12 protein-coding genes are annotated in these 21,296 nt (G+C 48.2%); 7 read left to right on the forward strand and 5 right to left on the reverse strand.

Translation table 11 applies throughout. The features are described 5' to 3' along the window. Window positions 1–28 precede the first annotated feature (28 nt). Entirely contained in the window at window positions 29–1,777 is a 1,749-nt protein-coding gene (locus ACYVB1_RS19765) for a glycoside hydrolase family 43 protein (protein WP_460925540.1), read from the forward strand. A 534-nt stretch (window positions 1,778–2,311) separates the two neighbouring features. Here ACYVB1_RS19765 and ACYVB1_RS19770 read toward each other — a convergent pair. Next, the gene (locus ACYVB1_RS19770) at window positions 2,312–5,749 is read right to left on the reverse strand and encodes a VCBS repeat-containing protein (RefSeq protein WP_460925541.1); all 3,438 of its coding nucleotides are present in this window, start codon (window positions 5,747–5,749) and stop codon (window positions 2,312–2,314) included. Window positions 5,750–6,233: 484 nt separating this feature from the next. Between ACYVB1_RS19770 and ACYVB1_RS19775 the strand changes: the two genes are divergently transcribed. Continuing rightward, a complete protein-coding gene (locus ACYVB1_RS19775; RefSeq protein ID WP_460925542.1) occupies window positions 6,234–8,120 on the forward strand; it encodes an apiosidase-like domain-containing protein in 1,887 nt (628 codons plus the stop codon). Window positions 8,121–8,434: 314 nt separating this feature from the next. On the opposite strand, the gene ACYVB1_RS19780 is transcribed toward ACYVB1_RS19775, so the two are convergent. Then, complete coding sequence (locus ACYVB1_RS19780; protein ID WP_460925543.1) at window positions 8,435–10,429, reverse strand: cytochrome-c peroxidase; 1,995 nt, start codon at window positions 10,427–10,429, stop codon at window positions 8,435–8,437. A 276-nt stretch (window positions 10,430–10,705) separates the two neighbouring features. Between ACYVB1_RS19780 and ACYVB1_RS19785 the strand changes: the two genes are divergently transcribed. From ACYVB1_RS19785 to dnaK, 3 genes are all read left to right on the forward strand, one after another. Continuing rightward, complete coding sequence (locus ACYVB1_RS19785) at window positions 10,706–12,382, forward strand: alkaline phosphatase PhoX (RefSeq protein WP_460925544.1); 1,677 nt, start codon at window positions 10,706–10,708, stop codon at window positions 12,380–12,382. 194 nt (window positions 12,383–12,576) lie between these two features. Next, window positions 12,577–13,509, forward strand: coding sequence for a leucine-rich repeat domain-containing protein (locus tag ACYVB1_RS19790; RefSeq protein ID WP_460925545.1), 933 nt, complete (start codon window positions 12,577–12,579; stop codon window positions 13,507–13,509). A gap of 700 nt (window positions 13,510–14,209) precedes the next feature. Next, a complete protein-coding gene (gene dnaK / locus ACYVB1_RS19795) occupies window positions 14,210–16,147 on the forward strand; it encodes a molecular chaperone DnaK (protein WP_460925546.1) in 1,938 nt (645 codons plus the stop codon). An 80-nt stretch (window positions 16,148–16,227) separates the two neighbouring features. Here dnaK and ACYVB1_RS19800 read toward each other — a convergent pair whose 3' ends face one another. Next, window positions 16,228–16,947, reverse strand: a complete 720-nt coding sequence (locus ACYVB1_RS19800) for a hypothetical protein (RefSeq protein ID WP_460925547.1) — start codon at window positions 16,945–16,947, stop codon at window positions 16,228–16,230. Window positions 16,948–17,166: 219 nt separating this feature from the next. Here ACYVB1_RS19800 and ACYVB1_RS19805 point away from each other — a divergent pair, with 219 nt between their 5' ends. Further along, window positions 17,167–17,712, forward strand: a complete 546-nt coding sequence (locus tag ACYVB1_RS19805; protein ID WP_460925548.1) for a hypothetical protein — start codon at window positions 17,167–17,169, stop codon at window positions 17,710–17,712. Between the two features lie 514 nt (window positions 17,713–18,226). Then, the gene (locus ACYVB1_RS19810) at window positions 18,227–19,465 is read left to right on the forward strand and encodes a porin family protein (protein WP_460925549.1); all 1,239 of its coding nucleotides are present in this window, start codon (window positions 18,227–18,229) and stop codon (window positions 19,463–19,465) included. A 163-nt stretch (window positions 19,466–19,628) separates the two neighbouring features. On the opposite strand, the gene purE is transcribed toward ACYVB1_RS19810, so the two are convergent. Together purE and ACYVB1_RS19820 are read right to left on the reverse strand one after the other, a co-directional pair. Beyond that, entirely contained in the window at window positions 19,629–20,156 is a 528-nt protein-coding gene (purE, locus tag ACYVB1_RS19815) for a 5-(carboxyamino)imidazole ribonucleotide mutase (RefSeq protein WP_460925550.1), read from the reverse strand. Window positions 20,157–20,159: 3 nt separating this feature from the next. Beyond that, the gene (locus ACYVB1_RS19820; RefSeq protein ID WP_460925551.1) at window positions 20,160–21,290 is read right to left on the reverse strand and encodes a 5-(carboxyamino)imidazole ribonucleotide synthase; all 1,131 of its coding nucleotides are present in this window, start codon (window positions 21,288–21,290) and stop codon (window positions 20,160–20,162) included. Window positions 21,291–21,296: the final 6 nt, after the last annotated feature.

The following is a 21,296-nucleotide window of genomic DNA, read 5'->3' on the forward strand; positions in this document are numbered from 1 at the left end:
TTCTAGCATCTTATAACGCTTTATATTTATGAACCGACGAAACATCCTACTGCAAAAGGCTTTTGTATGCCTGTGCTGCCTTTTTTATCTGGGCTACTCTCCTGCTTTTGCACAGCAGGAGGATACATTCCAGAACCCTATTCTGCCAGGCTTTTACCCTGACCCCAGTATTACGCGTGTAGGGAATGACTACTACATGATTCACTCCTCCTTCTCCTTCTTTCCGGGTGTGCCTGTTTTCCATAGCAAGGACCTGGTAAACTGGACCCAGATAGGCAACATCCTGGACAGGCCGGAGCAGCTGGATCTGGATGGCCTGGGTGCAAGCAGAGGAATATTTGCCCCTGCTATCTCACACCATGAGGGCACCTTTTACATGGTCACCACTCTCATAGACAACGGCGGGAATTTTGTGGTAACGGCCACCGACCCTGCTGGTCCATGGTCAAATCCCACGTGGCTTCGGGAGGTCAGCGGCATCGATCCTTCCATCTTCTTTGACGAGGATGGAAAAGCATACATCACATACAACAGCGAGGCGCCTGATAACAAGCCGCTCTACGATGGCCACCGCACCATCCGCATCATCGAGTTCGACTACAGGAACATGAAAACAGTAGGCACCCCAAAAATACTGGTGAACGGCGGTGTGGATATTTCCAAAAAGCCGGTTTGGATAGAAGGACCGCACATTTATAAGAAGGACGGCTACTATTACCTGATGGCGGCAGAAGGCGGCACCAGTGTGAACCACTCTGAAGTAATCCTGAGGAGCAGAAACGTGATGGGAGAATACGTGCCGTACGAAAACAACCCTATCCTGACGCAGCGCCATTTATCGAATGACAGAAAGAACCCGATATCTGCCACAGGCCACGCCGACCTGGTGGAAACGCAAAACGGCGAGTGGTGGGCCATCTTTCTGGCTACCCGCCCCTACGATACAGAAGACCATTACAACATAGGCCGCGAAACTTTCCTGGCACCTGTAACCTGGAAAGATGGCTGGCCTATCATCAATGCTGATTTCGAAGAGGTGCAGTACTCCTATAAGCGCCCGAACCTGCCAGCAGGGGAAAAGCCACAGTTCCCGTTGAGCGGCAACTTTGTGCAACAGGAAGATTTCAAGGAGGGAAAACTGCCCTTCTACTGGCTGGTCCTTAGAACGCCCCGTGCCCAATGGTATCGCCTGAATGACCCATCCGGAAGCCTGACGTTGAACCTGCAGCCTGCCACCTTATCCGGTAAAGAAAACCCTTCTTTTGTTGCCAGGAGGCAGCAGCATGTTACGGGCAGTGCCAGTACCAAAATGAGCTTTAAACCGGCATCCTCTACTGAGTTTGCGGGAATAGCAGCCTTCCAGAGTGAGAACAACTACTATGCACTGGGTAAAACCATTTCGAATGGCAAAGAAGTGGTGCAGCTGCTAAAATCAGAAAAGCCAGCAGATGGGACAACGAACGGTACCACCACTGTGTTGGCAGAGAAGACCCTTAGCAGAAGTGAGAGAGGTAAGCCACTTTACCTGAAAACAGAATTCAACAAAGGCACTATCAGCTTCTACTATAGCACGAAAGAAGGGGACTGGAAACTGCTGCAGGACAATGTGGATGGCACTTTTTTAAGCACCCGCGTTTCCGGCGGTTTTGTGGGCACCACCTTGGGCATGTATGCCACTTCTCAGGGCAAGCCTTCAACTGGCAAAGCAACTTTTGATTGGTTTAGGTATGAGGGGAAGGATCCTATCTACGACACGTTATCCACTAAAAGTAAGTAGGAAGAGGAACAGGAAAGGGCTCAGCTTAAAGGGGCTTCCGGATTAGGAGCATCCACTTTGGGTAGAAAATGGAATAGATATCAGTCACCAATACTGTATTTACCCTATGGCAGGAAAAGTGTCTCGTAAGGTTGCCCTTCGCTTTGAGTGTAATACCCTAATCAGTTTACAATAAACTGATTAGGGTAAATACGTGATCGTCAAATTCATATAATTTTGTACTCCTGCTACTTTATTTCGTCCCCTGATTTGTACCTTAAGTGAAGACAACACACGGCATACTTATAATCGGTTTTAAAAAACCTGGTGTATAATACAGCACCGGAACAAACACAAGTCGCTTCACAGGAAAACTAAAAACATATTCACTTCGTGCTGGCAAACGGTGATTTATGCAAAAGAAGGGTTTCAAACTTGTCTTTAAAAATGAGGTCAAGCTTGTAGGCAACTGGGCCAGGAACCCAAGTATAGCGCACACCCGGGGGATGCAATCGGGAGCAGGCACAGAATAAAACAGCCCCCTCACCTTACCAGTTATTTGGCAGCATTTTCACTACTGCGATTTGCCATTAAACCCATCGACGGGACCACTGCACGGGGACTGAAGAATTGTATCGGGAGGTTGTTTCTGGCTACCAACACCAGAGGGCCTGCCGGCGTATTCACTGATTTAATATCCCGCACCTCTCCCTTCAGCAGGAAGCCGCATTCGGTGGGAGAAAGCGCTTTGAAGTTGCCTTTCCCGTCTCCTTTCAGCACCAATCCCCAGTTTGCGTCATAGCGCCCCTGATAGGCACTCACTCCCCAGAAGTTACCGCCCAGCAGCACATCCTGATGTCCATCGCTGTCCACATCCATCACATGAAAAGCCCAGATTTTGGATGTCTGTGCCTCGACTGGCAGGAGGTGTTGCTTAAACTTACCACCCCCTAAATTCTCCAGGTACACCGACTCAAAGCGATCTACCTCCAGCTCAAGGGCTCCCTCCATCTCGCCTTCATTAAAGATTTCGGCTACCGTTTTTCCGGCATAGTCTTTAAAGTACTTGAACTTCTTATTCATCTGCGGCAACTGCTTTCCCAGTTCTTCCTTATTGGCTACCGGGTACCACTTCTCCTGGCGCTGGTACATTAAAATGTGCTCCTGTTTTTGGTTTTCATCCACATCTTTTACCAGCATTTTCAAGGGTGTCCCATTATGCCTCCGCAGCTTGCTGTTGATGCCCAGGTTTCCAATTAAAAAATCAGGGTCGCCATCGCCATCAAAATCTGCTGCCTGCACTGTTTGCCAGAAACCATTCGACTGCTCCAGGCCAGGCACATTTTTCACTTCCTGCAGCTGCCTGCCGGTATTCCGGAAAAATTTAACAGACATCCAGTCTCCCACTACCACCAGGTCCGTCAGGCCATTGCCGTCGTAGTCCACCCACTGTGCATCGGTGAGCATGCCTGCTTTACGAAGGCCGGGTGCCAGCTGCTCCGTTTGGTCAGAGAAGCGGCCTTTCCCATCGTTCATGAGCAGGTAAGAATCCGGTATATGACCGTATGCGCCGCCTTCTACCCTTCCTCCTACAAACAGGTCGAGGTCGCCATCGCCATCAAAGTCATTGGCGCGCACACAACTCGTATGGCTGTAAAGCTCCGGCAAATACTCTGGCATGCGGGTAAAATTGCCCTTGCCATCGTTCAAATACAGCCTGTCGAGAAGTTGTTCTTTTTTAGCTGTATGTTCATTTCCGGCACTCACAACATAAAGGTCCAGGTCCTTGTCTCCGTCTGCATCAAAGAACAAGGCATCTACATCTTCTCTGTCGGCATCAGCCAGAAAGGCGGCAGAATTGCCTGCCATAAAACCACGGTTAGCTCCTTGCAGAAACAGGCTACCTGCTTGCCTGCTGGCTCCGCCAACATAAAAATCCTCCAGGCCATCCCCGTTCACATCGCCCACTGCCATTTTTGGACCTTCGGTAGAGAGCTGAAAAGGCATAAGTGATTCTATGGCAAAGTCGTTATAGTCGTTTTCCTGGTGCGCATAATTCAGGACATAGCTGGTGCTAACCTCTTCTAAAAGCGGTTCGGGTTTGGAAAAAATCTTGGCATAATAAGGCGCTGCACTGGCGGTAGCATTTACCTGAGCCAGTTCCAGTGTTTGGTCAGGGGAAACATCCTTGATAACCTGGGCTTTCTGATTGCCCCAGAGTACCAGCACGCTATCGATTTTGGTTTGCTTTCCCAGGCCAAAAGTAAGGGTAGGCTCTACCGAAGAAAGGAAACCTCTTGTGGGCATCTGCTGCTGATACTGCATTGTTCCGCCCTGCATTACAAACACCTTGGCTCCTACACCATAAGTATTGGCTCCCTGGCCCTGCAGTTTTACCTTCAGATAGTGATGGCCATGCAGTTCCTGGCTCCGGTTTTCATAGATACCAGCCGGTTCGTTGATGTTGTTGGTCACCAGCTCCAGGTCTCCGTCCCCATCCAAATCGGTGTAGAGCGAACCACTGCTGAGGGTTGGGCTGCCAAAACCCCATTCCTGGGATTTATCTTCGAACTGCAAGCTTTTGGTGCCCCTGAAAATAAAATTAGGCACCTTGCCACTCGGCATTGCTTCGACGAGTTCCTGGTCAATTTTTTCGCTCTTCCGGAGGTTAAGCGCTGTATTAGAAAAATACCGGATAAAATCCAGGTCGTTCTGGCGGCGTGCAATGCCATTGCCAATGAAAATATCTTTCTGTCCGTCATTATCAAAGTCAGCCAGGAGGGTGCTCCAGCTCCAGTCCGTTGCAGCCACACCCGCCATGTAACCAATTTCAGAGAATTTCTCGCCCGACAGGTTTAACTGCAGGCAGTTACGGCTGTACTGTGGCATGAAACCATATGCCATTTTTTGCTTCATAACAAGGAAAGCTTCTTCTCCCATCGATGTTTTTTCCACCACCTCGTTTTCCGGAAACATGTCAAGCGTCATCAGGTCCGGGTAGCCGTCGTTGTTCAGATCGGCGGCATCGCAACCCATGGAGAAGCGGCTCAGGTAGCGGAAACGCTCCCGAATGCTTTCTTTAAAGGTGCCATCGCCCTGGTTGATGTAGCAAAAGTCATCCTCATGAAAATCATTGGCTACATAAATATCATCCCAGCCATCCTGGTTAAAGTCGGCCACCACTACCCCCAGCCCAATGTCCATCGGAGACTGATAAATACCGGCCTGCTCACTTACATCTATGAACTTAGCCACTGCTGCTTTTCCCGCCTGCCCTGCTACGCCGTTAAGTTGATTTTCGTAGAGTACATCGCCGACTCTTTCATCCTTCTCCTCCCTGTCCATGTCAGCAATCCCGTAATTCAGGTTGACTACTGCCGCGTGGTTTAACAGGTACATGTCGAGGTCTCCATCCTGGTCGCAATCAAAGAAGGTGGCCTGTGTGGAATATCCTTGAAAATCGAGACCCCATTCCGCAGCCTGTTCCGTAAAGCTCACATTGCCGCTGGCATCCACCCCCTTGTTGATGTACAACCTGTTATGGCCCTTCAAACTCTGGAAACCTACCAGGGCACAAACATAAATATCAAGCCAGCCATCGCCGTTCACATCGGCCATCGTCACTCCTGTCTCCCAGTCGGAGTGCTCACCAAGGCCGCTTTCCGCTGTAATGTCCTGGAAAGAGAAAGAGCTGCTTTCGCTTTTTCCTTTATTCAGGTAAAGCTTGTTCTCGCCTTTGTTCTGTACAAAAAACAAATCTGTGAGCCCATCGTTGTTTACATCGCCTGCCGCCACCCCTGCTCCATTGTAGAAATAAGGATAGGTCATTAAGTTGAGGGGGCCGGTGGCAGGCAGTTGATTAACAAAATCAATGTTGGTTTCTGCAGCGTCTCTTTGCCAAAACAAGGCGGAGGGGTTTCTCTCCTGCCCCTGCTTACAGCTAAAGAACAGTGGGAGCAACAGCACATATAAAAGGAACAGGTAGTATTTCATGTACGCGGGTATTCTTGATACTTCATCTACTGCACCGGCAGGTTTACCAGCAACTTATTATAAACACAACTATAAAGATGCCATTTTTTCACCTGATAAGCATGTTGTAGCTGGCAGAAAATACAGTCATATCGAAGCTATAGTTAACTAAGGGATTTCTTTTTCTTATTAGGTTAACTTGAACGAACCGTCAGACGGAACTCCTTTGAAAGTAAACAGACAGACAAAGACATCTAATCTTCTTCTAAGTAACTACTACTGAGGCTAGAAGGAAGGATTATTCTAAATAGTTCAAAGAAGAATCTATGAAACTAGCACAGCAACATCAGTAGGGCAACCCTACTCCCCTTTCCTGCAACCAATGTTAGGATAATAACTACCCACAAATTTTATATATTTAGAGGTGCTTTAACATCGAACCACTTAATTTTCAATGCATATCAAACGATTCTGCTTCCCCTTCTTTTGCCTGCTCATTTTATGGATGCTCCATTTTCAGGCAGTTGCTTTTCAAACTTCTCCGGCTGCCAACCCGCATGTGTGGGAGATGCAGGAAATAACCCTGACGGCTGAAAAGGCCTATGGCAATTACTATACAGATGTTACCGTATGGGTAGATTTAAAAGGCCCGGATTTTTCAAAGCGCGTGTACGGGTTCTGGGATGGTGACAATGTCTTTAAGGTACGCCTCGTGGCAAACAAGCCTGGCCAATGGCAATGGACCAGCGGGTCAAATCAGCAGGAGGATGCCGGACTAAACCAAAAGACCGGCCAGTTTACCGCTGTAGCGTGGACGGAAAAGGAAAAGCAGGAAAACCCTAACCGCCGCGGCTTTGTAAGCGCCACTCCTAATGGGCATGCGCTGCAGTACGCCGATGGAACTCCGTTTTTTATGGTCGGCGATACCTGGCTGGCTGGTACCACCTGGCGGCTGCCGTTCCGCAATGCGCCCACCTCCGATAATTACCAACCGGGTCCTGGCATCGGCTTTGAAGACGCCATCAACTACCGCAAAAACCAAGGGTTTAACTCTGTCAGCATGATTGCCGCCTTCCCTAACTGGGACACAGATCTTAACCCCAGCACCTATGCTAACGAAGACGGCGTGTTTGTGCGCAATGCCTGGGAAAAATTCGGCTACGACGTGGCCCAGGGCAAGGGAACCGACGCTTCCGGCGGCCTGAGCTACTGGGGCACTTTCACCGCCAAGAACATGCGGGACGAATATGGGAACCTGCCCTTTTCCATTTCTGCGGAACATAAAGGCGTTTCAGACTTTAACCAGATTAACCCAGCTTATTTTCAGAGCCTGGATAAAAAAATGCAGTATATGGCAGAGCAGGGTTTTGTGCCTTTGCTGGAGACCATCCGCCGTGATGCCGGGCCATCCTGGAACGCCTACTTCGACTTTAATGAGACCTTTGCCCGCTACGTACAATACCTGATTTCCCGCTACGGCGCGCAAAACTTTGTATTCAGTGGCATTCACCTAGACTGGATTCCCAAGGACTTTAGCCTGACCGCAGAGCAGTTCAACGAAGCCCTTACCTACCACCTAAACAAGTACGGCCCGCCGCCCTTCGGACAACTGCACACTTCCTTGATCGACCACTCCACCTATACCACTTTTGGCCATGGAAAAGAAGTGCCCTGGCTCGACATGCACAGCGTGGGCAACAAACCCCGGGACCATGGCTTTTACGGGGCAATGGATACCCTTTTTCATCTAACCCCTCCTTATCCAGCTATCAACTTTGAGCCTTATTATACCGGCTGGAACCATGAAATCAACAAGCCGGGAGGCGAAACTCCACCTGCCAACTCCGACCGGGACAACTACTTTGCACGGGCGCAAATGTATGGTTCCGTGCTTTCCGGAGGCCTGGCAGGCCATGTGCATGGTACCGCTGCGTATGATATGACCACAACCGGAGAACCAACCGGAGCCCGCCCACACCTCTGGGATGCCTTGAAATATGAATCCGGAAAGCAGATGCAGCACCTGAAGACTTTTGTCCTTTCAGAAGGAGAACGATACCAGCAACTGCAGCCCTACCACCAGCACCTCCATCCTCAGAAAGCAAAAAACAGCTCGGTGCGTGGTTTGGACGGCTGGTCTTTTATGATGATGAACCCGGCACAAGATTTTGCCTTGCTCTATTTTGAAAACAAGGCAGCGCTGCCCAGGATAAGTGGATTAAAAAAGAATACTTCGTATGCCTTCCAGTGGTTTGATCCCAGGAGTGGAGAATGGAAAGCTCCTCAAACAATCAAATCAGACCGAAGAGGAAACCTGATAACTCCAAAATTCCCGGATGGCTCCAATCCAGCCGCAACGGACTGGGCTGCCAAGATTTTACTCAGGCCTTGATGTTAGCTTGTATCAAATTTGTTAGTTCATGCGCAGTACCCTTTACACGTCTATAATCAGATTTCCCTACTCCCACAAAAAACAGGAAACTGATATAATCCGTGCTGTCAGTTTTTAGCAGTAAAAGAACTGACAATGAAACAGGCACTGTGCAACCTGAAGAAGCAGGCTTTCCTGCCTGGATTAGCCAAAACGATAGTTTTGAGCTAACGAGCGTGGCGCTGAGGGGCGGTTTGACCCGGTACATTAGAAAAAAAGATAGAGCTATGGGATAGGCTTAACAAGACTTGTTCTATCAGCTGTACCTCCAGCCCCTAATAGCGTCCTCCAACAGGGCGGTTATTTAAAGCGGCCTTCTTTGGAAACTTTGGAAGCCGCTCAGGAACCTCAAAAACAGTCGCTGTATCGGTGAGAGACTCCATGAAGGCGATGAGGTCCTGCTTCTCCTGCTTTGTCAGGTTCAGCGGACTATCGGGCAGGGTTTGGTTTGGCACGTCCAGTCCGAGACCTGCCCCTCCTCCTGCATCATAAAAATTTACCACTTCTGCTAAGCTTGCAAAAGCACCGTTGTGCATGTAAGGCGCTGTGAGAGCAGCGTTTCGTACAGTCGGTGTTTTAAAAGAATGTTTCCAGGCATCCGCCGGAATAACACCTGCACGTCCCAAATCTTCATCCAGTTGAGGATGCGCAAAATCAGCTGAAGTTGTTACGCCTAAAACTTCTGTTTCGCTTTCGAGGTAGCGGGGCGGCACTGTGCCGTTGAAGGTAGGCGCAAAGTGGCAGGTACCACAAGCGGCTTTCCCCATAAACAGGTTGAAGCCGCGCCTGGCTGCTACATCAAGCTGCTCTGCTTCGCGGCGCATGTACTGGTCGAAAGGAGAGTTAAGCGCCACCAGGCTTTGCACATAGGCTGCAATGGCCCGGTTGATGGTGTTTGTGTTCAGGCTGTTGTCCTGCTCGTCTGCAAACGCCTGACTGAACAGTTTCTTATATTCTTTGCTTTGCTGTAGTTTCTGCACTACTTCTTCGTAGTTGCCATGCAGTTCATCAGAATTTACTACTACGTCCGGCACCTGGTCCTGCAGGTATATGGCACGGCTGTCCCAGAAGTATGCATTACTGAAAACGGAATTCAGCAGCGTGGGCGAGTTGCGCTGCACGGTGCCCTTAAAGCCGAAGGCCACGCTGCGGGCCTGTCCATCAGAAAAAGCTTTGGCAGGCGCGTGGCAACTGGCACAGGAGCGTTCGTTGTTAGCCGACAGTACCGGGTCGAAGAAAAGGACCTTCCCCAACTCAACTAATTGAGGCTTTTGCTCCTTCCGGTCCTGTTTGGCAAAGTAAGCCGCCTGCAGGAAGTCGGCGCTGAAAAGACTGTTAGCATGGTCGTTTACAGGTTTGGCAATGGAAGCGGCTGTCGGCAGGAGCTCCTGTTGCAAAGCCGTAAGCGACGCATAGGCAGGGTCTGCCAGTTCTCTTATAAAGTGCAGCCTGTCGAAAGTGTCGAAATCAGGATGCTGCTGCAGGTATGCCATTGCCTGCTGCAACTGCTGAACAGCTTTACTGGAATATTCTTTGGCTCGGCCGCTTGTAGGATGTTCATACTGCTGCGCAGCATCTAACACTGGCTGCAGGGCCACAGCTGCATACGCTATTTCTCTTCCGGCTGCCGGAGCGTCAAAACCGGTTATTCCCATCGTCATAATCCGGACAAGCTCTTCACGGAGGCTTTCCAGTACCTGTTTGTCTGTGAATGGCTGATAGTGCAGGCTGTTGGCAACAAGCGACACTTCTTCCTGAAGCGCATAAGCTAGTATAACGGCTTCTTTCATCTTCTCCCGGTCCAGCTCTTCTGCAAAAAGCAGCTCTTCTAATACCTGCAGCCCCTCAGGAGGAAACGTTCTGACACTGGGCTTCTGGAAGTGCAGGGTCTGGTAATTCGCCTCCTCAATCAGCACTTTGGGCAGGGGCGCTCCATTCACTTTTTTTGCCAGTGTAGGGTCCAGGTACTCTACCAGGTACTCCACTTTCTTATACCCCTGCTTTACCTCATAGAACGCGCCCTGCAACTGTTTAACAGAAACCTGCTTTTTGTCTGCTACCTCCAGGGCCTCTTTCAGGAGCTGCGTCAGCTGCTGAAAGTCTGCCATATCCTGTATCAGGCTTTGGCGGACGGTGCTGGCCACCTGATTCGGAATAACAGTTTCTGCTTTAAAAGAAGTCAGCACAACACTTACGAACAGCCCCATGCATATGAGCAGCAGTGCTGACATCAGATTCCGCTTCTGTATTGTATTGTCTTTGTAGAACATGAAGGGATAATTTGTTTGTCTATTACTACAAAATAACCAACCAGCTATTATCTCTATTTTATGCGCAGGTTATCCTATAGTTAACAAACAGGCACCTCTAAATATATTAAATAATGCATATAACTGATTACTAATTATCAGGGCTTCAGGCATAACATCTCCTTAATAGTAGCACTGCATTCATAATAATTGGTTAAACATTCACTAACCATAGAGTAAATTAATAGCAGTTGTTTTGGGCATTGGAAATTTCAACCATTAACCCATAAAACACATATGAACAAGTTTTACAAAAGGCTCTTCTTAGCGGCTATTTTATCAGGTGCTGCTTTCAGTGCGCAGGAGACAATGGCGCAGTCTGCAACTGCTGCGGGCAGTGGTTCTCCTCACAAAAACAAAATCGGCAGCTTTACTTCTGTACAGCCTGTTGGGCAGACAATGTCTATTACGTACCCAACAGAGACGCATGCTATCCAGCAGCTGGCCAAGACCGGCTTTACCACTTATACAGACGGCACCACCGGAACCATGCCGGGCAATAACGACTTTACAGCCTTCATCCCAGTGGCAGGCAGCAGCAAGAAAGGTTATCTGACTATTAACCATGAAACTTCTCCAGGTGGTGTATCTATTCTGGACATGAGCCTGAACGAGTCTACTAACCTTTGGGAAGTACAGGGAGTGCGCAAAGTTGACTTCTCCCCTTTGGTGCAGACGGTACGAAACTGCTCGGGCGGCATTACCCCCTGGGGCACACTGATTACATCTGAAGAGACCACGAATATGGGTGATGCCAACGGAGATGGGTACCAGGATGTGGGCTGGCAGGTAGAAATAGACCCTGTAACCGGTAAAATAGTAGACTACGACGGCGACGGCAAGCCAGACAAGCTGTGGGCCATGGGCCGCATGAACCATGAGAATATTGCCATCAGTTCTGATAGGGTAACGGTTTACCAAGCCGAGGACGGCGGCTCGAGCGGTGTGTTTAAGTTTGTAGCCAACACGCCGGGTAACCTTTCTGAAGGAACGCTTTATGTGCTGCAGCGTGACAGCGAAACATCAGCCTCCGGTACCTGGGTGGTGGTTCCCAACACGACGCAGGCCGACCGCAATAACACCCGAAGCCTGGCTCCTGCTGTGGGTGGCACCAACTGGAGAAACCCGGAAGACATTGAGTTTGGCCCGGACGGTAAAATGTACTTCACGTCGAAAGGCTCGGGTACCATCTGGAGATTCAAAGACGACGGCATGACTGTATCGGAGATTGAGGCCTGGGTGACACCACAGTTTTATGATGTAAACTATGGCGAAGGTACACAGGCAGAAAACTGGGGAACGGGTATCGACAACCTGACTTTCGACGGAGAAGGCAACCTGTGGGCGCTGCAGGATGGCGGCCGCAACAACCTGTGGGTAGTGCGCCCGGACCACACTCCGGAAAGCCCGAAGCTGGAGCTGTTCATGACCACACCTTTCGGTTCTGAATCTACCGGCCTCACCTTCTCCCCTGATTTCAAGTATGGCTTCATTTCCATTCAGCACCCGAGTGGCGCCAATACCGCCACTTTTACAGATGCTGCCGGAAACGAAGTGCAGTTTGATAGGGACGTAACGTTTGTTTTTGCCCGCAAACAGTTCCTGGGTAAAGAAAACAACCAGCCCGCCATGGCAAGCAGCCTGGAGCCAGCGCAAATGATAAAGGCTTATCCAAACCCATTCCAGGCGAGCACAAAAGTGAAGGTAGAGATACCTGAGCAGGCTAATGTATACCTTGAAGTGCTGGACATGCAAGGCAACAAAGTAAAGACACTGGTAAACGGCAGCCTGGAGGCCGGAGAACATACCTACGACTTTACCCCGTCTTCTACATCAGGCAGCAAAATTTACCTGTTACGCCTGCAAGTGAATGACCAGAAATCAACCACCAGAATGCTTCAGGTGAATGAGTAAGATTGAAGTTTAGCAAATGTTAAGGCTATGGGCATTATGCCCATAGCCTTTTTCCCTCTCAGGATAAGTCAAGGCCTATCTAAACATCAGCTTTTATTTATAAATACAGCTATACAGGATGAAGAGAAGATTTCAGCGAAGGCATTTACCACTTTATCCCCTATCATTTTGACAGCAGGAAAGTGAAGCAGAAAATGAAAAGAACAGTAACGGTTGCCCTATTAGCCATTGCCATCTGGCAACCGCATAAAGCCAGTGCCCAGGCCAAACCACTACCACAGCAGGAGCTGGCAAGCACCAAAATATACTCCCATGTGCCGGAGGCCTTGCAGGAAAAGGACAGGGTATACCGCCTGAACATCCGGCAGCAAATGTACTACAGCTTTCCCCCTGATTTGTGTGAGCTGGTGAACCTGCAGTTCATCAACGCCATGAAAAACAAGATAGCAGACATAGCCCCTGAAATAGGCCAACTGCAGCAGCTGCAGGAAATAAATTTCAGCGAGAATGAAATCAGGGAGCTCCCGGCTTCCTTCTATTCATTAGAAGAACTGAAAGACGTGGATTTCAGCCATAACCACTTTACAGAGCTACCTGCCGGCTTCGGAAACTTACACCACCTGCAGGTATTGCACCTGAATGGAAACAGCATCAGAACGATTTCGCCGCAGGTGCGCCGCATGCGTGCGCTCCATACGCTAAACCTCAGCTATAACCACCTCGAAATGTTACCTCCCGAAATAGGCAAAGCAAAAAAGTTAAAAGACCTTTCGCTGTCGCAGAACCAGTTGCGCGAAGTGCCACAGGCGCTTTTTCAGTTAAAAGAACTCAAAAGCCTGGCCCTCGATTTCAACCAAATAACGTCCCTACCCAGGCAGGTGGGGAAGGCAAAATCATTACAAACGCTTTTGCTGGGGCACAACCAGCTGAAGGTGGTGCCGGAGGAGCTAACGCAGCTTGAAAACCTGCAGTTGCTAGACCTGAGTTACAACCAACTTAGCCTAATGCCCACAGCGCTTGAAAAGCTTGAAAGCCTGCGAACGCTGATATTGGTTGGGAATAATATACCGGAAGCAGAAAAAGAGAGAATAAAGAAGGCCTTGCCTTCGGCCAGCATCATCTTTTAAAAGCGTGAAAACAGACAACAAGGGGCCCGGTTTACGCCGGGCCTTTTTGTTTACCACTTCTTATCATCTCCTATCAGGCTAATTCCATAGTACTGTTGCTTTTTCTGCTCTACCGGGTCCAACCACCCCTACCCCCTCCTTGTCCAAGGATGGGAATCTGCTGTTTCGTTTGCGTAGGGCTTTTCCCATTGTCAATGTTTTAGTACAAATTCTGCCAGCACGGAGTGAATCAGTTTTCAGTCTTTGGGTTGAGCGCCTGGGGGTAGGGGCCCTCTATTGTAAATTTTCGGTGCTGAACGGAATGAGGCAGCCGTCTTAAAAAGGGCCCCTACCCCAGCCTAGAGAGCACAGGAAGATAAGATGGAAAAGGCTGCTAATGAGCCGCTGGATAAGCTGAACCGACGGCAGCTTAGACAAAAGACAAAGAGCTTTAGGAAAAGTGGGCTAGTTCTCTTCAACAGCATCACCCTTCTACCATGTTAAGAAACAGTCACATATCATAACACAGGAAATTCTGTCGGTACTTAAAGCAAGCGGCTGGCATGATTCGGACAAAAGCGAGGTCTACCATGCAGAAAGTGACATATTGACAGAAACAAAGTACTATTCTCCCCTTGGCACAAGGGTTGTTATAAGAAAGACAACAGGAAAAAATTGAATTAGAAATAAGAGTTTAGAACATATATAATAAAACTATAGAATGGGAAAGATAATTGGTATTGACTTAGGTACAACCAACTCCTGCGTTGCCGTAATGGAAGGTAACGAGCCGGTGGTTATTCCTAACAGCGAAGGCCGCAGAACAACTCCGTCCATCGTTGCTTTCTTAGACAACGGTAACGGTGAGCGTAAGGTAGGTGACCCTGCAAAACGTCAGGCGATCACAAACCCGCAAAACACAATTGCTTCTATCAAGCGCTTCATGGGCCACAGCTACAATGAAGTAAGCGAAGAAGCAAAGCAGGTTTCTTATAAAGTGGTACAGGGCGGCAACAACACCGTGCGTGTGGAGATTGGCGACAGACAGTATACTCCGCAGGAAATTTCTGCCATGGTGCTTCAGAAAATGAAGGCTACTGCAGAAGATTACCTGGGTACAACTGTAACAGAGGCCGTTATTACGGTGCCTGCTTACTTCAACGATGCACAGCGCCAGGCTACAAAAGAAGCCGGACAGATTGCAGGTCTTGAAGTGAAGCGTATCATCAACGAGCCTACTGCAGCAGCACTTGCTTACGGCCTTGACAAGAAGAGCGTAGACCAGAAAATCGCCGTATTCGACTTAGGTGGTGGTACATTCGATATTTCTATCCTGGAGTTGGGTGACGGTGTATTTGAGGTACTTTCTACGAACGGTGACACCCACCTTGGTGGTGACGACTTTGACCAGGTTATCATCAACTGGCTGGCTGACGAGTTCAAGAAAGACGAAGGCCTTGACCTGCGCAAAGACCCAATGGCACTGCAGCGTTTGAAAGAAGCTGCTGAGAAGGCGAAAATTGAGCTCTCATCTTCTAACGAGACAGAAATCAACCTGCCATACATTATGCCGGTTGACGGTGTGCCAAAGCACTTAGTACGTAAACTGACGCGTGCGAAATTTGAGCAGCTGTCTGATGACCTAATCCGTCGCTCTATGGAGCCATGCCGTCAGGCCCTGAAAGATGCCGGCCTTTCTACTTCTGATATCGACGAAGTAATTCTGGTGGGTGGTTCTACCCGTATCCCAAGAGTACAGGAAGAAGTAGAGAAGTTCTTCGGCAAGAAGCCTTCTAAAGGCGTGAACCCGGATGAAGTGGTGGCCATCGGTGCTGCTATCCAGGGTGGTGTATTAACTGGTGAAGTAAAAGACGTGCTCCTGCTGGACGTAACGCCGCTTTCACTGGGTATCGAGACGATGGGTGGTGTAATGACCAAACTGATTGAGTCTAACACAACGATTCCTACGAAGAAGTCTGAGACATTCTCTACTGCTTCCGACAACCAGCCGTCTGTGGAGATTCACGTACTGCAGGGTGAGCGCCCAATGGCCCGCGACAACCGTACTATCGGCCGCTTCCACTTGTCAGACATTCCACCAGCGCCACGTGGTGTTCCTCAAATCGAAGTAACGTTTGATATTGACGCCAACGGTATCCTGCACGTAACTGCGAAGGATAAAGCGACAGGCAAAGAGCAGAAAATCCGCATCGAGGCTTCTTCTGGTCTGAGTGAGCAGGAAATCGAGCGCATGCGCCAGGAAGCTGAAGCGAACGCCGAAGCCGATAAGCGTGCGAAGGAAGAGATTGAGAAGCTGAACTCAGCTGACTCTATGATCTTCCAGACAGAGAAGCAGCTGAAGGAGTATGGCGATAAGCTGTCTGCTGGCAACAAGTCGAACATCGAGAACGCCCTGAACGAGCTGAAAACAGCCCACGGTTCTAAAGACGTAGCCGGTATCGACAGAGCCCTGGAGAACCTGAACAATGCTTGGAGTGCAGCCTCTCAGGAGATGTACAACGCCACGCAAGGTCAGCCAGGTGGCGCACCAGGCGGTGACGGCCAGAGCAACGGACAGGCTGGTGGTGCTCAAGGCGCTACTGCCGGTGATGGTGGTGTAACCGATGTAGACTACGAAGAAGTAGACGGTAACAAGTAATCACAATAACCTGATTTATATAGAAAAGCCCCGCTGGTTTCAGCGGGGCTTTTTTTGTTTACAAGTAGTAGCAATTCCTCTTATACAGAAGCTTTGAACTTTGACAGGCATACCCTTGCAAAATAACCAAACCAGCCTACTATCCCCATAAACTTAAATCCGTCTTCCAGAAAGATTCTTAGGTCCTCTCCTAATACAGGTAATAACTGATGCTGCAAAGCATCCACCACAATAGACAGCCCCAGAAATACGAAGGCGGTAAAAAACACAAAGCATTCTGTTTGCATCAGGATGTAGTTTCGGTAGATAAGTAAACCAAGCAGCATCAGGATGCCATACCCTAAGAATATCAGCTTTTCGGAGACGGGTATATAATACAGGAATATATAGTCGTGGAACTGGAAGAAGTCGTCAAAGAGCAAGAGAAGGGTCAGCAGCCCAAAATAAAGCAGGAAGCTTGCCAGCGTCTTTTCATTCTCTTTCTGACGAAATACAAACCAGCTAAAAATGCAGATGGCGGCTGCTGCACACCAGAACAGCATACCCATGTTCGAGATAAAGCCTACATAAAACGGTAATCCGGCAACGGCAACAGGCTCCCTGGTAAAGTCTCCTATGGGTATGGCTGTGTAGATATGGCTTGCCAGAACCAACACCAGGCAGACCAGGGGCACCAGGTACAGAGACACCAGAAACAGAACATTCTCCTTTGCCTGCTTCAGCAGGTGAAAGAGGAGAGTTATAACTGAAAAAATTCTGGGTGCAGTAATCCGCCTGTTCTTGGTAGCGATGTCAAGCATATAAATTTAAATTTAAGGCTTTCAGATTGGACCATTCTGATTTATAGTACCAGCCATCATACCTAAAAGAAATAAATAAGGTTATATTTATATACCGATTATTTATATATACTTTTAATTAATTTTAAGTAAGTCCGTCCTCTTATTTTTACAATTCATTTATAATTAAGCACATGCATTTCAGAAAATCATCTATATTTAAACGCTAAAATATTTAATATGAAAATAATTCTGGTTGCTATAGGCCTGCTCCTGGCACTAAGCCCTGTATTTGCTCAACTAACTCCCGGAAAACCCTTTGTTGGTACTCACTTTGGGGGAAGCATCAAAAGGGAAAATGCTTCAACAAAGACCACTGCAATCAATTTTTCGCCCATGGCGGCTTTTGCGGTGAGTTCGCATTGGATGCTAGGCATGCAGGCCAGCACCAGCTTTTCTAAATCGGAATCGGATGCGCGCCTTTCCGCTCCAGTGCCTACAAGTTCTGGTTATTACTATCAAACATCTATTAACGCCATCAAAACCAAGTTCTCGACCATAGGATTTGGTCCTATGGCACGCTATTATACAACTTTAGGCCCTACACTTGCTTTTTTGCTGAAGGAGCAGCAGGCTACTCTAAAACAAAGTATAAAATTTATAGCGAAACGTCTCAGTTCGTGGATTCAGGCACTGGCGTTCCCGCTGGTTCTCCCTGGGGAACACCATCTACTATTCCTACCAACTGGAGCAAGAGTTCAAATGAGAACAGCCAGGGCAGCATAAACGGAACAATAGCACCCGGCCTTGTTTTCTTTCCCACTCCAAGAATTGGGCTTGAGTTAAAGGCAAACTGGTTCAGATATATGTACACGGAAGGGGGCAGTGAATTTGATGCTGACCTGAGCCTTGCAAAGGCTACAGTTGGTGCTGGTTTTTATTTCTGATTACAAACCATGAAAAAGGCCGCTCTACAAGTAAATAGAGCGGCCTTTTTCATGGTTACCTTTCCTGACAGGCAGACCAAGCCCAAGCCCACAGAGTGCAGGTTCTGACGATGGTGGTGTAACGAATGCCAACTAAAGGAAGTAGACGGCACCACAAGCAAGTAATTCATAGCTGCTCCAACTATCAAGCTTCCCTGCTGAGATTCAGTAGGGAGGCTTGGTAGTTAAATTTTAAATACATAGAAAATGACATATAGTTATTTTCTATAGTTTAATAAAAAACCTATTTTTATTATTAAAATAGATTATTAGCCGCCTGGTGTTTACAAATTTCATTTTAACCCTATTATTACATGAAGAAAATTTACATTACCTTATTATGCGTTCTTATCAGCAACCTGGTATTTTCCCAAACTGATTTTAGAGAAGGATATGTTGTTCAGAGCGGTGATACCTTAAAAGGTTTGGTTGACTATCGTGGATCACAACGCAATGCCACCGTTGTTACTTACAGGGCATCAGCAACCGGCAACGCTAAAATTTACAATCCCTCCGAAATAGAAGGCTTCGGTTTTATAAAAGAAAATAAAATTTACGAATCTAGGTTAGTTCCGGGCACCGACAGTTTGAACACAACTCAGAAACTGTTTTTAGAAAATTTAGTTAAAGGAGAAGCCAACTTATTCTTCTACCGCGACAAAACCCAGAAAGACCGTTTCTATATATCAAAAAATGACGATGTACTGGAGGAACTAAAACTGGTAGTAAGACAACACACAGATCTTACTACAGGCAAAAAATACATTATCAAAGACGAGATCTACAAGGAAACACTGATGCGGGCATTCAGCAATTGCCCAAGTATAACCAAAAGGCAGGTAGACCAAGTGCAACTGGCCCATAACCCCTTATCTAAAATCACACAGCAATACAACATGTGTATGGGTAAGGAGTTTTTCAGCAAAGCACCTGATAAATTAACCCTCTCCTTTGGACCAACACTTGGCATCAGCAGCTCAACACTAAAGTTTACCGGACAGCATGATTTTTCAAAAAGCGCTTTCGAAGAAAGTGCACCTAGCTTAAGTACAGGCCTTTCCTTAAATATTTCATCACCATCGCTTAGCGAAAAACTATCTATTCAGTTAGAACTGCTTTATACCAGCAACAAATTCACATCAACTTATACAGAAAATGGAATAGGTAGCAGCAGTAATAAGTATGACACTTATTTTGATCTGCATTACTTAAAATTGCCTACACAAATCCGTTATACATATCCCCGTGGCAAAGTAAAACCTTTTGCTAATGCCGGTTCAATGCTAGGATATGCAATAAGCCATGAGGGAGAAACAACAAGAACAACTTCATTAGGTGGCACATCCCAGAGCTCAACAAGTCCAGCACTTGGAGAAAATGGTATTCGGGCGTTTACTACAGGTTTGACAGCCGGAGTTGGGGCGCTTTATTACATTAGAAGCAAACCTGTTTCCATTGAAGCACGCTATGAACGAAATGCTGGCATGTCCGGGCTTCTATATGTATCTTCTACTGTAGAAGTGGTTTACTTCATGCTGTCTTACCATTTATAACAGTTACTTATCAAAAGAGAGCCACTCCAAATTTATTCTGGAGTGGCTCTCTTTTTTGATTTAGGATAAGGAGGTAATCAGTAGCAAACTTAAATCTAAAATACTTATACTACTCAATACTTAATCTGGATTAAAATCACTTGCATCTGGTATGCACTTTCTTTTAATCCAAATCACTGTCCCCTCTTCTTAATTCCTCTACTGAGCGCATCACCTTGTCCTTCAGGCTGGTTTTATACTTTTCCAGTCGGTCGGCTACGGCAGCGTTGGTTGTGCCGAGAATCTGAGCGGCCAGGATACCGGCATTCTGTGCCCCGTTCAGGGCTACGGTTGCTACGGGTATGCCTCCCGGCATCTGCAGGATAGATAGTACCGAGTCCCAGCCGTCGATGGAGTTGCTTGATTTAACAGGCACGCCGATAACAGGCAGTGTTGTTAGTGAAGCCACCATTCCTGGTAAGTGTGCTGCTCCGCCAGCTCCAGCGATGATCACCTTCAGACCGCGCTTGCGGGCATTCTCTGCATACTCTATCATGCGGTGTGGCGTGCGGTGCGCCGACACAATGGTCAGCTCATAGGGCACACCAAGTGTTTCTAATATCTCGGCAGCGGCGTCCATCACATTCAGGTCAGACTGGCTGCCCATGATGATGCCTACAGATGGTTGGGTGGTCGTGGTTTCTCCGGCCATGGTTTATGCTTTTACTTTAATAACATTTCTGATGGATTCTGCGCGCTGCTGCGCCTCTTCTAGGTTTTGTCCCAGCACGGTAACGTGCCCCATTTTGCGGGCAGGGCGGGTGTACTTTTTGCCGTAGAGGTGAATATATACTCCTGGCACAGCCAATGCCTCCTGCAGCCCCTCGTAAGCTGCCTCACCGTCGTAGCCGGGTTCGCCCAGCAGGTTAAGCATCACAGCTGCACTCTGTATTTCGGTAGAGCCAAGTGGTAGGTTCAGGATAGCGCGCAGGTGCTGCTCGTATTGTGAGGTATAGTTTGCTTTGATGGTATGGTGCCCGCTGTTATGTGGGCGCGGCGCTACCTCGTTTACCAGAATCTGCCCGTCTTTTGTCAGGAACATTTCCACGGCCAGTATACCCACCATATTGAAGGCTTCTATTACGCGGGTGGCAATTTCAATAGCGAGGCGCTGCAGCTTGTACGGCACATTGGCTGGCGCGAACAAGGAATCTACTAAGTTATGCTCTGGATGAAAGCTCAGCTCCACTACCGGGAAAGCGGTCACCTCACCGTTTGCGTTACGGGCCACTATCACGGATATTTCTTTCTCAAAATCCACCAGTTTTTCCAGCACCGATGGATCTTCGAAGGCTTTACTTAAATCGGCCTCGCTTGCCAGGCGCGTCACGCCGCGACCATCGTAACCTTCGCGGCGCAACTTCTGGAAGGCAGGCAGAAAACCAACATTCTCCTGCAGTTCCGACTTGTCTTTCAGCAGTACAAAGTCAGAAGTAGGGATGCTGTGCCTCTGGTAAAACTCCTTCTGCAATCCTTTGTCCTGGATGGTGCGCACGGTGCGGGCATCCGGGTACACCTTTACTCCCTCCTGCTCCAGCTTTTCCAGCGCATCCGCGTTCACGTGCTCAATCTCGATGGTCAGGATATCGCAGTTTTTTCCGAATTCATACACCGTATCATAATCGCGGAAGCTGCCTACATAGAACTCGTTGCAGATGTCTTTGCAGGGTGCATTTTCATCAGGATCTAATACCAAAGTATAAATATTAAAATCGAGCCCAGCCTGCATCAGCATACGCCCCAGCTGTCCGCCGCCTAGTATGCCAAGCTTTACTTCTCCTTTCATGCCGTA

Source organism: Pontibacter brevis (genome assembly GCF_054779655.1).